Origin of the sequence: Acinetobacter thutiue (assembly GCF_030385805.1) — a bacterium.
Classification (GTDB): domain Bacteria; phylum Pseudomonadota; class Gammaproteobacteria; order Pseudomonadales; family Moraxellaceae; genus Acinetobacter; species Acinetobacter corruptisaponis.
Genome location: NZ_JAUDZE010000002.1, coordinates 19,550 through 32,930, shown reverse-complemented (window position 1 = coordinate 32,930; position 13,381 = coordinate 19,550). Strand labels below are relative to the sequence as shown.

Annotated in this window: 15 protein-coding genes; 1 reads left to right on the top strand and 14 read right to left on the bottom strand. The window is 44.5% G+C overall.

The window, feature by feature from the left end; all coding sequences use genetic code 11:
• Positions 1–77 precede the first annotated feature (77 nt).
• The 9 genes from argJ to rpe all read right to left on the bottom strand — a co-directional run bounded on the left by argJ (position 78) and on the right by rpe (position 7,802).
• On the bottom strand, positions 78–1,310 hold the full coding sequence (argJ, locus tag QTA56_RS06045; RefSeq protein ID WP_267980066.1) for a bifunctional glutamate N-acetyltransferase/amino-acid acetyltransferase ArgJ: 1,233 nt from the start codon (positions 1,308–1,310) through the stop codon (positions 78–80).
• 81 nt (positions 1,311–1,391) lie between these two features.
• Complete coding sequence (locus QTA56_RS06040; RefSeq protein WP_267980065.1) at positions 1,392–1,880, bottom strand: methylated-DNA--[protein]-cysteine S-methyltransferase; 489 nt, start codon at positions 1,878–1,880, stop codon at positions 1,392–1,394.
• Positions 1,881–1,900: 20 nt separating this feature from the next.
• Positions 1,901–2,218, bottom strand: coding sequence for a DMT family transporter (locus QTA56_RS06035; RefSeq protein ID WP_267980064.1), 318 nt, complete (start codon positions 2,216–2,218; stop codon positions 1,901–1,903).
• Positions 2,219–2,384: 166 nt separating this feature from the next.
• Positions 2,385–2,930 (bottom strand): hypothetical protein, encoded by a 546-nt coding sequence (locus QTA56_RS06030; protein ID WP_267980063.1) that lies wholly within the window; start codon positions 2,928–2,930, stop codon positions 2,385–2,387.
• 1 nt (position 2,931) lies between these two features.
• Complete coding sequence (locus QTA56_RS06025; protein WP_267980062.1) at positions 2,932–3,438, bottom strand: cobalt transporter; 507 nt, start codon at positions 3,436–3,438, stop codon at positions 2,932–2,934.
• 82 nt (positions 3,439–3,520) lie between these two features.
• Positions 3,521–4,405, bottom strand: a complete 885-nt coding sequence (locus QTA56_RS06020) for a copper resistance protein B (RefSeq protein ID WP_267980061.1) — start codon at positions 4,403–4,405, stop codon at positions 3,521–3,523.
• On the bottom strand, positions 4,392–6,275 hold the full coding sequence (locus tag QTA56_RS06015; RefSeq protein ID WP_267980060.1) for a copper resistance system multicopper oxidase: 1,884 nt from the start codon (positions 6,273–6,275) through the stop codon (positions 4,392–4,394). The genes QTA56_RS06020 and QTA56_RS06015 overlap by 14 nt, the downstream gene beginning before the upstream one ends.
• 74 nt (positions 6,276–6,349) lie before the next feature.
• Positions 6,350–6,775 carry a hypothetical protein gene (locus tag QTA56_RS06010; RefSeq protein WP_267980059.1) on the bottom strand — a complete coding sequence of 142 codons (426 nt, stop codon included), beginning with the start codon at positions 6,773–6,775 and terminating at the stop codon, positions 6,350–6,352.
• A gap of 340 nt (positions 6,776–7,115) precedes the next feature.
• Entirely contained in the window at positions 7,116–7,802 is a 687-nt protein-coding gene (gene rpe, locus QTA56_RS06005; protein ID WP_267980058.1) for a ribulose-phosphate 3-epimerase, read from the bottom strand.
• 176 nt (positions 7,803–7,978) lie between these two features.
• Here rpe and QTA56_RS06000 point away from each other — a divergent pair, with 176 nt between their 5' ends.
• Positions 7,979–8,254 carry a DUF2218 domain-containing protein gene (locus QTA56_RS06000; protein ID WP_267980057.1) on the top strand — a complete coding sequence of 92 codons (276 nt, stop codon included), beginning with the start codon at positions 7,979–7,981 and terminating at the stop codon, positions 8,252–8,254.
• Between the two features lie 27 nt (positions 8,255–8,281).
• Here the strand turns inward: QTA56_RS06000 and fghA are convergent, their stop codons facing one another.
• From fghA to tsaB, 5 genes are all read right to left on the bottom strand, one after another.
• Entirely contained in the window at positions 8,282–9,127 is an 846-nt protein-coding gene (fghA, locus tag QTA56_RS05995) for an S-formylglutathione hydrolase (protein WP_267980056.1), read from the bottom strand.
• The gene (locus QTA56_RS05990; RefSeq protein ID WP_267980055.1) at positions 9,096–10,541 is read right to left on the bottom strand and encodes a C13 family peptidase; all 1,446 of its coding nucleotides are present in this window, start codon (positions 10,539–10,541) and stop codon (positions 9,096–9,098) included. Before QTA56_RS05990 ends, fghA begins: the two co-directional genes overlap by 32 nt.
• A 472-nt stretch (positions 10,542–11,013) precedes the next feature.
• A complete protein-coding gene (locus QTA56_RS05985; RefSeq protein ID WP_267980054.1) occupies positions 11,014–11,817 on the bottom strand; it encodes a class I SAM-dependent methyltransferase in 804 nt (267 codons plus the stop codon).
• The gene (locus tag QTA56_RS05980; protein WP_267980053.1) at positions 11,817–12,638 is read right to left on the bottom strand and encodes an undecaprenyl-diphosphate phosphatase; all 822 of its coding nucleotides are present in this window, start codon (positions 12,636–12,638) and stop codon (positions 11,817–11,819) included. Before QTA56_RS05980 ends, QTA56_RS05985 begins: the two co-directional genes overlap by 1 nt.
• Before the next feature lie 18 nt (positions 12,639–12,656).
• A complete protein-coding gene (gene tsaB / locus QTA56_RS05975; RefSeq protein ID WP_267980052.1) occupies positions 12,657–13,340 on the bottom strand; it encodes a tRNA (adenosine(37)-N6)-threonylcarbamoyltransferase complex dimerization subunit type 1 TsaB in 684 nt (227 codons plus the stop codon).
• Positions 13,341–13,381: the final 41 nt, after the last annotated feature.

Sequence of the window (13,381 nt, the reverse complement as noted above, 5' to 3'; positions counted from 1 at the left end):
TTCGGGATCAATCATATTGTCCACAAATGGGTGATATAAAAAAAGCCCCACTGTGGAGGCTTTATTATACCGCATATTTACGAGCGATAATCGGCATTAATTTTTACATAGTCATAAGAAAAGTCACAGGTATATACTGTGTCTTTGGCTGTACCACGACCAAGGTCTATACGGATGGTAATTTCCTTTTCCGCCATCACCGCAGCACCTGCCTCTTCGGTATAGTCAGGGTTGGCCCCACCATCCAGACAGATTTGCACATCACCCAGCCAGACCTGCACCTTGCTGCTGTCCAGATTGGGTACACCCGCCTTGCCAATCGCCATCACAATACGGCCCCAGTTTGGATCAGAGGCGAACAATGCTGTTTTAATTAACGGTGACTCAGCCACACTATAGGCAACATCACAACATTCCTGGATATTTGCCCCGCCCTCAACCTGAACTGTGATGAACTTGGTTGCGCCCTCACCATCACGAACGATTAATTGTGCAAGACGATTCATGATCCGAGCAAGCACATCCAGTACCTGTTGGTAACGTGGGTCATCCTGAGAGGTAATTTCCGCACCGCCTGCCAAACCTGTCGCCACAAAGATACAGGAGTCATTGGTGGAGGTATCACCATCAATGGTAATGCGGTTAAATGAATGCTCAACTGTGGTTTGGAGTAGGCTTTGTACCCGTTCACGGCTAATCGGCGCATCAGTTGCCACAAAACTCAACATGGTCGCCATGTTCGGGCGAATCATGCCTGCACCTTTGCTAATCCCTGTCATGGTATAGGTCACACCATCCAGCTCAAACTGCTCAGATGCACCTTTTGGTGTGGTGTCTGTGGTCATAATACCTGATGCGGCATCAGCCCAACGATCGGCATTTAAGTCATTTAATGCTGGTTGAATGCCTTGCAGCAAACGTTCAATTGGAAGTTGCTCACCAATTACGCCTGTTGAAAATGGCAGGATTTGACTGCTTTGCACACCTGTCAGTTCAGCCAGTTTGGCACAGGTTGCCTCCGCATTTTTATAACCGATTGTACCTGTGGCGGCATTGGCGTTGCCTGTATTAATAATCAGGTAACGTGGCTGTTTTTGTGAAGCACTTTCAGCCAGATGTTTTTTACTAAGTAGAACAGGTGCAGCAGCAAATGCGCTTTGGGTAAACACACCCGCAACATTTGAACCCTCGGCAAATTCAAAAATGACCAGATCGCGTCGGTTTGGATAACGTACATACGCCTCAGTTGAGCCAATTTTCACACCCTGCACCACATGCATCCGCGGCATCGTTACGTCACCAACAGCCATTTTTAAATACCCATTCAACTTGTTATGAAAGACTTAAGCTTATTCCAAAAGGCAATTAAAATCGAGTATCAGCGATATAGTTTATTGAATTTGACCCTGTTCCAAACTCAATAAAATCTGCTTCTTATCCAGACCACCTGCAAAACCCACCAAAGCCCCACCAGAACCAATCACCCGATGGCATGGTGCAATAATTGAAATTGGGTTTCTACCATTGGCGGCACCAACCGCACGCACTGCCTTTTCATTGCCAATCTGGAGTGCAATGTCCTTATAACTACGAGTTTCCCCATAAGGAATGGTCAATAAAGCCTGCCATACCTGTTGCTGAAAATCTGTTCCCTGAAAATCCAGTGGTAGATCGAACTGCTGGCGTTGCCCTGCAAAGTATTGTTCTAATTTTTGTTTTACTTTTAGCAGCATCGGATGCTGGATATTCTCAATCAGTTCCGCCAAGCGTACCCGTTTATGGTCTTCATTGTCCCACATCACGGCGACCAAGGCCTGGTCATGAGCAACCAGTTTTAATGCGCCTACAGGAGAGTCCATATACATATAAACCAGTTGCATTATTTCTCTCCTTAAATCTTTTAATGTGATGACAGTTTCATCAAAACCAAACCAGATACGATCAGAACGGCTGCGATCATACGCATTGCGGTCATGGGTTCATTCAGCACCATAATGCCCAGAATAAAGGAACCAATCGCACCAATCCCCGTCCACACCGTATAGGCTGTTCCCAAAGGAAGTGTACGCATTGATATGGAGAGCAACACCACACTTAAAATCATAAAAACAATCGTAACCACACTTGGGGTGAGACGTGTGAAGCCCTCAGACATTTTCATTGAGTATGCCCAAATGACTTCAAAAACACCTGCCAAAATTAAAATTGCCCACGCCATTTTTACATTCATCTTGTTTAATGGTTGGGTCGTCCCAACGTGATTCTTTTTTGGGGAGGTCGTCCTCCCAGCCCAGAAGTTTACTTTAAAATGGGTAGTTATGTGAATTGTTATGTATCTATATTACCTAAGCTTTTGAAAAGCATGGACTGTTATTCTGTATATTCTATTGCCAAATGATGCTGTCCACACGCATCAATTCACAGGCACCATTGCCTGTATCCTCACGGGACAAGGAGCTTTTCCAGCGCCATCCGTCAGGGGCCTGAATTTCGATTAATGCACCTTTGAGGTAGACCAAATCATCCTTTTTAATTTTCTTCATTTGCGATGCCACATAGGCATCTGCTGGAACCAGATGCATGTTGGCACTGTGTGTTTCAATTTCCCTAAACGAAATCGGTGGTTCATGGTCAACACGCCAGTGATACCAACGGTTACTCTGGGAAATATCAATCTGTTTATACACCTGTGGATTTGCCATTTCACCCCAGCCCACTGCAATGTCCATTGGGGAAAATTCTGCTTCACGGCCTAGATTATAGTCTTCCCGTCCCAGTACACGAAATGAACCCTCATAGTTTTCCAGTGCCATCACCTGTACACCTTGCTGGGTCGTAATTTGACTCACATTTGGAGCGGGTTTAAGCAGATTGGTCCAGACCAGCCATGCCAGTGCCAATCCCAGCAAGCCATACATCCATCTTGGCATATTATTCATCCTTTTTGCGTTGTAATACCTTGATCCATTGCCTGAGCTTTTCTAAAGCGGAATACAAAAATTGTTGAATAAGGTTAAGCTGGTTTTTTGTAAAGGTCTTGTTCTGATTGAATGAATCTGTCTTTTCCTGCTGAAATGACGCGATTTCCACAGGTTCATAATGGGACATGGTTTGTTGTAGTTCAGCCCCCAGACTCAAGCGCTGCAAGGCGGCGGTAACCTCATCAATCGGTAGATGATGGTAGAGGGTTAAATGACGTGCATCCAGGTCAATACTGTGCTCAACCAATAAGTCAACAAACGGAACTAATGCCTTGCGTACACGTGTTACTTCCACAACACTGCTCATATGGGGAATATAGTAAAAACTGACATTCATGCTGCCATTTGCTGAAATGAATCCTGCTTGAGACTGAAAAGAAGCCTGGGGCCTTTCTCTTGAATTTCCCCCTTGATTTGCATGATCTGTTATTTGTCTGTCTTGTTGTTCTAAAGCCATTTATGCACCATGAATGACTCAAAAAAGATACTGCCAGTATAAACCAACAGTATCTCAGTGAAGTGACATTTTAGACAGAGTATCAGAACTTTAAAGTAAGCCCCGCACCATATAGTCCACCTTGCTCGCGCCCTGAAGCCATTTGCCATGCAGTTTGCTTATTACCTTTATGGTAGGCATAGGCAAGGTCAATGAACGGCATCACTTTTTTATTGATTTCATAGCGAATCTGCACGCCCGTTTGCAGTTTGGACACACCTGATTTTTTTGCATATTTTGATTGATCATTTAAAACCAGATCCGCATTGAAATAAGGCTGTGCAATCAATTTCTGGGTAAACAGTACATCACGGCTGGTTTCCAGACTAAACTGCCAGCGTTGATCCTGCCCTGCATAGAGATAGGCTTCGGTTTCAAAGAAATAGGGGGCCAAACCATGTAAGCCGACTACAGCACTCCACTGACTTTTATCCTGCTGCTGTTCTGGGTGATATTGATAGCGAGCACCCACCTGTACATCCCAAAAGTCAGAAATATTACGGCTATATAAAGCCATTGCATCGGTTTGTGTCCGTTCAGATTCCGCCTTTTCCACATGGGCCTTAATGAAAATCTTGTTTTCATCTGTGCCTATCCAAGTTTTCAGTTTGCTGCTGGCACTGCCCCGACCATGATCATCCACCGTCCACGCATTTTCCAGACTGGTGGCCTGATAAATCTGCCCACCATGTTCACGGTGGTGATCATGCTGTGCATGGTCAACTTCTACCTTTACAGGAGACGCGACCTGATGTTGTTCATGTTGCATCGCTGATGATGCACCCATCTGCATAACGGGTTGTTCATCTGTCATGTGATTATGCTCTTTATGTGCATAAGTCACGACACTCAGGCAGCACATCATTCCACCCATCAGCAATAAGCGGACATGGCGTTTCATTTCAGGAGTTGGCTTAATGATGTGCATGGCTTTCTCCCTGAGCTGGCTGGACAGGTACGTTATTTTTAATTGGCGCTTTCGAGCCATCAACATTTGCCACGATCAGCTTGCTCATCATACCTGCACTCATATGGTATAGCAGGTGGCAATGAATTGCCCATTCGCCCAACTCATCCGCAGTCAGCATGGCGGTCACTGTCTTGCCTGGCGGTACGATTATTGTGTGCTTGTTTGGCATGTCCTGTGCAGACTGGCCATTTTCCAGTTGCATAAACATGCCATGCAGATGCATTGGGTGTGCCATCATGCTGTCATTGACAAATTTCAGGCGGATACGTTCGCTATATTTCACCTTTAAAGGAGCAAAGTCCTTGTCACTGAACTTCTTGCCATCAATCGTCCAGATATAACGCTCCATCGTACCGCCAAGACGGATCACCAACTCTCTTTCAGCAGGACGGGTATCAGCTTGGGGTGTTAATGATTTCAGGTCGGCATACTGCAACGCCTTATGCCCTGCTGGTGTGGAGGCATTGGCCCAACCCTGTACGGTATCAGGCTGATCTTTTTCAGAAAATGCTATAGTTTTGTGCTGGCTATGCTCAGACATTGCCGATGCTGACATCTGCATCTGGTCATGTGAATGATGTTCCATGTTCATTTGCTGATGCGAGCCGTGATCCATCCCCTCATGCTGCATTGCTGTGGAAACCAGTTTTTCCTGCGACATCTGATGTTGGGCATGTGCATCATGATCCATATTTGCCATGTTCATTTGCTGATGTGAGCCATGATCCATTTTGCCCATATCCATTTGTCCATGTCCCATATCATCCATGGTCAATAATGCACGCGGACGGGCTTTCGGCATTTCAAGCTTTTGCTGTTTTGGTCGAATTTCGTTTTGCAGTGATGCAATCGCAAAACCAGCACGGTCAATCGACTCTGCCTGAATTTGATAATGTGCCTGCGTTGGCTCGACCATCACATCATAGGTTTCTGCCGCACCAATACGAAATTCATCTACTGGTACAGGTTGCACAGGCTGACCATCAGCACTGACCACGGTCATTTTTAAATCTGGAATACGTACATCAAAAAAAGACATGGCTGAAGCATTGATAAAACGCAGGCGGACTTTCTCACCTGTTTTAAATGCACCTGTCCAGTTCTGCTGTGGTGTCTGACCATTAACTAAAAAGGTATAACCCGTAACATCAGACAAATCAGTTTTTAGCATCCGCATCTGGTTCCACATTGCACGGTCTTGCCAGCTTGCCTTTAAACCTTGCTGTTTCACCTGTTTCCAGACATCGCCTACTGTTTCACGCTGGTTCTGATAATATTCGGCGGACTTTTTCAGGTTTGCCATGATCTGGGCACTATCAGACTCATGAAAATCCGACAGCATCACCACATAGTCACGCTCTGCTTTTTCATGTGCGGCAACAGGCTGTTTTCCTTTTGGATAAATCACCAGAGGACCATATAAACCATCCTGTTCCTGTCCTTTACTATGGGCGTGATACCAGTAGGTTCCGTTTTGACGCACCTTGAAACGATAGGTAAAATCACCCTTTGGCTTAATGCCCTGAAAGCCATTAAAACCAGGCACACCATCCATCAATCCAGGTAAAAGCAGTCCATGCCAATGCAGGGATGTGTCCTGATCCTTGAGTTGGTTATGCACATGGATTACCGCCTCGTCACCCTCTTCAAACTCCAGAAGCGGGGCAATAAACTTGCCATTGACTGTCATTCGTTTGACAGGTTTCCCTGTTACGTTGACCATGCCCTGATTGATATTCAGGTGATATTCCTTAATTGCAGCCCAACTCTCGGGCGCAAACAATAAGCTTAGGCTGGCCACAACACCAGCATATAATTTTGAAGACATAAAATAATCCCAATCTGTTAAATATCGCCTAGCCCCTCTTTAAAAAGAGGGGAATTTCAACGGAATTTAATAGATCAGGTTCTAGGAGGGCGTAAAATTTCCTGCCAATAGCCAGCAAGATGTCGAGCTTGATAATCGGTATTTTTATATGAATCAGGCTCTAAAAATGGGGAATAGGATAAACTGGGTGCCTGCTGATCAAGTGCAAGATTGACTGCCTGACAATGTGAGGGACTATTGCAGTCCTGACAATACTGGTCATTATGCATTTTTCCATCATGACATTTTGTCAAACTCTTCATATCAACATGTGAATTAGACATATGATGATGTTGATCCATCATATGTTGCTCATGGCAAGGCATTTTCTGGGTTGTTATATAAGATTTTTGATCAGATTGAATAGCCTGAACTACTGCAACAGCCACACCACTTCCCCCGATGAAGAATATCATCAGGAATACAAACCACAGATGTTTGTATTTTCGGCACAATTGCACGTTAGGTTCCCTGTTTCAATAATCAAGCCAAGTCAATGTACTTAGCATAATTTCTTTCATACTTATGCACAATCATCTTCATGTTTAAATTCTGATAATTCAGACTCAGTTTAAAGAAAATCTGCTGATTTATCACACAATTTCCCACCAAATAAAAACTGGATAAAAATAAAGCAAAATAAATAGGTTAGCGCACAAAAAAGGACAGATATCTATCCTTTTTCCATTATTTTGCTGTGAATATAAACAACTGAAATCATTTTGTTTATTTTAACAACACCTTATTCACTTGCTTATCAACACGGTTATCCACCCAGTTATAAACAAAGTTATCCACAAATTAAATCTCTACCTGATTCACTTTTGCCAACTCCGCACGCATTTGATCAATCACTGTTTTATAATCTGGTTGACCAAAAATCGCTGAACCCGCCACAAACATATCCGCACCCGCTGCTGCAATCTCACGAATATTTGCTGGGCCAACACCGCCATCAACTTCCAAACGGATATCACGACCACTGGCATCAATAATCTGACGTGCCTGACGTAATTTTTCCAAAGTCATTGGAATGAATTTCTGCCCACCAAAACCAGGGTTTACACTCATCAATAGGATTTGATCCACTTTATCAAGCACATAATCCAGATAGTGCAACGGCGTGGCTGGGTTAAACACCAGTCCTGCTTTTGCCCCACCCGACTTGATCAGTTGTAGGGAGCGATCAATATGGTCTGATGCTTCTGGGTGAAAGGTAATAATGTCAGCACCCGCTTCCAGAAAATCGCCAATCATACGGTCCACAGGCGAAACCATTAGATGCACGTCAATCGGCGCCTTGATACCATAGTTTTTCAGTGCCTTGCATATACCTGCACCAAAGGTCAGGTTGGGTACATAGTGGTTATCCATCACATCGAAATGCACAACATCTGCGCCTGCCGCCAACACTTTTTCCACGTCTTCACCTAAACGTGCAAAATCAGCAGATAAAATTGACGGTGCAATTAAATAGGGCTTGGACATGGATAACCTGACGAATACTGAGAAAATGATGGGAAATTATAGCAAATTCATAACACTTCCGTCTGTAGTTAGCCTGCTGGCATTGCAAACTTGCAACAGCCCGTTTCATGAGAACTATTTTCATTTACAACTGGCCTTGCTATGTTTATGCAAGCAACAACAGGATGAAATACAAGATGAACAGCACCACACAGATCAATACCACTGAAGCAAGACGCATTAGCAAACGTTTAATCAATCACTGGAAACACAAATTTGAAGTGGCAGAAACAGAAATTAATTCCAAGATTTTTATGCCAACTGCAACAGTCACGCTTAGCCCACATGAACAGCATCTGGATGTCCTGATCGAAAACCAGCAGGAAGATGTTGCTCATTTGGAGCAGGTTGTACTTGTCCATTTAAATCGAATGGCAGGACAGGAATTTAGTGTGGATTGGACACATCATTAAAAAGAAGCTCATATGAGCTTCCTATATTTAGCTTAATGCCTTTTCTAACTGAATGGCATGAAACTGTAGATGGTCATCAATAAAACTTTGAATAAAGTAATAGCCATGATCATAGCCTTTGTGCAGACGTAGGGTGAGATGCTGACCAGCATCAAGACAGGCCTGCTTAAATTTCTCAGGATTCAACTGCGCATAGAACTGGTCATCCAGTCCCTGATCAATCAGGATTTCTTCAAAAACGCCACCCTTTTGCTGGACCAGAGCAGTCGCATCGTGTGCTGACCACTGTTGTTGATCAGTGCCTAAATATTGGCTAAATGCCTTTTCTCCCCAAGGACAGAGACTTGGTGCGCAAATGGGCGCAAAGGCGGAAACAGACTTAAATTGCTCAGGATATTTAAATGCCAGTGTCAATGCACCATGTCCACCCATGGAATGACCAAAGATTCCAACTTGATTTTCAATAACTGGAAACTCCTGCAATACGTGCGCATACAGCTCATCAACAATATAGGATTCCATTTGATAATGTTCAGCCCACGGTTGCTGTATCGCATTGATGTAGAAACCTGCACCCTGCCCAATATCCCAATGATCTCCTTGCGCCACATCCTCTCCACGTGGCGAGGTATCTGGTGTAATTAAAATCAGGCTTAAACGCGCAGCCATACGTTGTGCATGTGCCTTGATTGCAAAGGTCTCTTCCGTACAGGTCAGGCCAGCAAGATAGAATAAGGCTGAACATGGCTTGCCCTCTAAAGCAGCGGGTGGCAGATAAACTCCAACCTTGCTCAGCCCTTTGAGATGTTGGGAATCAATCTGGTAAATCCGTTGCTCACCCTCAAAACAACGATTTTTTTGCAGTAGTTGCATGTTCATTATCCTGTGTTTTTGTAGTATCTGTTGTTGTCATATTTTGTGTAGGAAACAAATAAGGCTCCAGTTGTGGCAGCATCAATTCCATGTTACGCCCAATTGACCATTGTGGTTCTGATGGTTCAAAGCCTTGGGCCGTTTCCCATTTGGTCACTGTTTGTCTGGCCTGCTCAAATGCCTGTTTGATTGAAGACTGCTCACGCATTGCCAAATCAAAAAATGCCCGACCAAAATAGGTATAGTCGGCCTCACTATTACAGCCAAATGAAGTCTTATCTGCTGCTGATGCGGTAATGATCAATGTTTCAGGTGACTGCAAGGCAGGAATAAAGCTACCCGAATAACAAGCCGAAATTACGATCACACGCCAGCGAATTCCTGACTTATCCAGTGTTTCACGCAGCCATTTTGGGTCAACCTGCCCAAGCTCTAGCGGTGCATTTTCAATTTCAAAATGGTTCCGTTCACCATGTGAGGTCATATACAGGAATAGCACATCACTGTCACGGTTCATTTGCTGGCCAATACGGCGCAAAGCCAGTTCCATACTGGTTTTAGAGGCAATTGGCACATCCAGACGTGTGGCAGGATTATTGATCAACATCAGCGAACGGCCAAAGGTTCCAAAACGGGTATCAAACTGCTCTTTTATCCGTTCAATTTCCGACTTGAACACATCGGCATAACTATCTCCCGCCACCCCCATAAAATACCAGTGGCTTTGGGCAATATCACCATATTGTATTTGATCCAGTGCCGTCTCAAGCAAATGGCCCTGCGCATAAAATGCCTCTTCACTGAAACTTGGCGGTGTTTCCTCCACTTTCCAGATCGGCTGGTCCTTAACGGATAATTGCCATACCACCATTGTGGCAATAGTTGCCACAATCACCAGTACACGCTCCCACCACGGCCATTTTAATGCACGAGAAAAAACCCAGATGACTGCCAAGCTTTGCCAGACAAACAAGCCAACAAAAAATGGGGGTAAAAAACCATTATAAATACTGTCAGGGATAAAGTTCAGGTAACCATTTGATCCCAAATACTGAATCAGGCATTGTAACAACAGGATATTAGTATCAAGCACCAACCACAGCAACGCAGGCACCAGCATCAAGCGGGGCTGGTTCATGCGCTGGGAAAGAAAAATACCGACAATTAAGGCAATAAATGGCCACAGTGCATATCCAATCAAACCCTGGGGATTAAAGTCCCCCATTTGCCCAGCAACCAGCCAGCCATAAAGCGAGTTGGTACATCCCCCCAGAATGCCCCACAGAATCAGTTGGGTTATTGAAGGATGCACCACCTGTAGGGAACGGCGTGACCCCAGAAACAACCACATTCCAGCAATTTGGTTACTTTTAAAATCGTGCCAGATATTAATGGAGGGCTTGAGGTCTATCATAAAATTCTTTAGGTATTTCTCTTTTCAAGACTAAACTGAAAATCTACTTTTTCAAAAAGTGTGATGCACAACTTTAGGGTCTGTTGACATTCCACCTTGCGAGCTTTCAGCTCTCATTGCGACAGAGGACATTTTTTAGACGGTACAAGGCATGACTTATGAAATTTAGCTATTCTAAATGAATAAGGCATAACACAGTAACGGCAAAAAATGTCCCTGTCCCACAGGGTTATGGCTAAAACTGCCCCAAACTTCGTTATGAAACTTGACAAGGGGGTCGCCATTGCCTGCGTTTCATACCTTGTTTGAGTTGTTTTAGCCTATAACGCAAGGCATAGCTGAAATGTCAACAGACCCTTAGTGTAAGCTTGACAAGAATTTTTTAGCAATCATGCTTTTGCACTATATCACAAATCTTTACTGAGCATTGACGCAAGCCAAACAATCAACTGAATCCGATGTGGATTTAAACTTAAACTTTGGCAAAATATGCATCAAAACGACAGGTATCTCCCAGCCATTGATGATCAGGATTTTGATCTGCCAGATAAATGGCATGACGTGGACGCTTGACCACCACACGTTTGGCAATTTTCCGCGCTAAATCCAATAACTGATCGCCCAAGTCCATCTCGCCATCTTGAGGCAACAACAAGTGTAACAACTGCATGTGTTTCTTCACCTGTGCCTGTTTCTTTTGTGCTTGGTGATTCTGATCTCGCTGTGGAAACATCGGGTCCAGATAGACCACATCCACCTGCTGATTTTGCTCAGCCAATTGCTGCAAATATAGATTGGAGTCAGCAAAGACCAACTGAATCCGTGACACAAAAGTCTGTAAAAATGGATCCAGTTCAGCCTGTGTTCTAGCATATTCCAACAACACAAACAAGATTGGATGCCGTTCAACCAGACGAACTTCCGCACCCAGGTAGGCCATGAGCAAACTGTCATGTCCTAAACCTGCGGTCGCATCAACTAGTGTTGGCTTCTCTCCAAGCTGACACGCTCTGGCAATCATCTCGGATTTTAAACTTGCCCTTTTTAATCGTGGTATTTCAGCACGCCAGTCAGGCTGCATTTTCATGCCATTGGCGGCAAGGCTTATACCATCCTCATCCAGCACCAGTGCCATCTCTGGATTCAGGCGTAAAAAACGTGCATTGATCTTCTCAACCACTTGCCCATCAAGCTGAACATGCAATTCAGCCAAACGTGTTTGCAGTTGCTGAAATTGGTGTTGATATTCAGCTTGATACCAACAGATCATCTGCATTACCAATGCACCCAACCTGTCCACCACGTCGCCAAGATGAACAGCCCAAATATAATGCGGTAGTAGGCAAATGCGGTAAAATCATGCTTGGAGACATAACGAATCAGGGCACGAATCACAATCAGCGCTGAAATAAAGGCTACGATAATTCCAACAGCCAAGACTGCCATATCGTTACTATGCAATTCATGACGCATCTTATACATATCCAGCAGACCTGCGCCCATCAGTACAGGAATGCCCAGGAAGAATGAAAATTCAGCCGCAGCTTTACGTGAAACGCCCAGGAACAATGAACCAATAATGGTTGAACCAGAACGGGAAGTGCCTGGAATCAAGGCAAGACACTGAATCAAACCAATTAAGGTTGCCTGCTTAAAGCTTAGATCATCCACTTCCTGAGTTACGATCTGATGCGGACGGCGTTCTGCCCATAAAATAATAAAACCACCCACAATCAACGCGATTGCAACGGTGATGGCATTAAATAAATAGGCTTTTACCACATCACCAAAGCTCAACCCAATGATCACGATTGGAATTGAGGCAATAATCAGGTTAAGGCTTAAACGGCGGCCCTGTTCCTGCCCTGTGAGCGCTCCGATCAAGGCCCCCCACAACTTGCCCCAATACTCATAGATCACAGCGGCAATCGCACCAATCTGCACAGCAACCGCGAACATATCACGCTTTTCAACCGTCCAGAAATCCAGCAGTTGCCCCGCCAAAATTAAATGCCCTGTACTTGAGATGGGTAGAAATTCAGTAATCCCCTCTACCAAGCCCATAATCGCTGCTTTAAATAGCAATAAAAGATCCATACTCAACCTTAATTCGTATTAATTTGCTTTGCCTTGTTCTGGAATTTTCTTCCATGCATCATCACGTAGATACACAGGCAGTGCATGTTCAGCATCAACCCATTGTTGTTGTTTCGCATAGACACGGGCAATTGTTGCGATATCCTGTGCAGTCGCCATGATCTTCAGCGTGGAAGCCTCAGATGAGTCTATTTGCTCTGGCTTAATCAAGCCTGAACCCGAACCAATCACAGTAAACTGGCAATATTCGGCTGCCTGCTGATAATTTAATAATCTTTCTTCATCCACGGCCTGCATAATGCCATGTTGATCCAGACTAAAGTTGGCAATATAAACTTCCTGCATTCGTGCATCCAGCACAGCGCTGACCTGCTGCAAACCCATTAAACGATAGGCTGCCTGAGCCAAGGCCTGCAAACTGGATACAGGGATTACAGGCAAGTCATGTGACCAGGCCAAAGCCTGTGCAACCGCGGCATTAATGCGTACCCCACTAAATGAACCAGGGCCACGGCTAAAGGCGATTACAGTTAAGTCAGTAAGTTGGGTCTGAGTTTGCAACAAGGCCTGTTCAGTTAATGGCAAAATGGTTTGCGTTTGTGCCTTGGTTCGTTCATCCAGTTGAAAAAACAGTTCTTGGGTATCATCCACCAATGAAACAGAACACTGCTCATTTGCAGTTTCCAGTGCAAGCAATTTCATGCAAAAACCCTGAGTGCCAGAAAGAGAAAAAACGTCGAGTA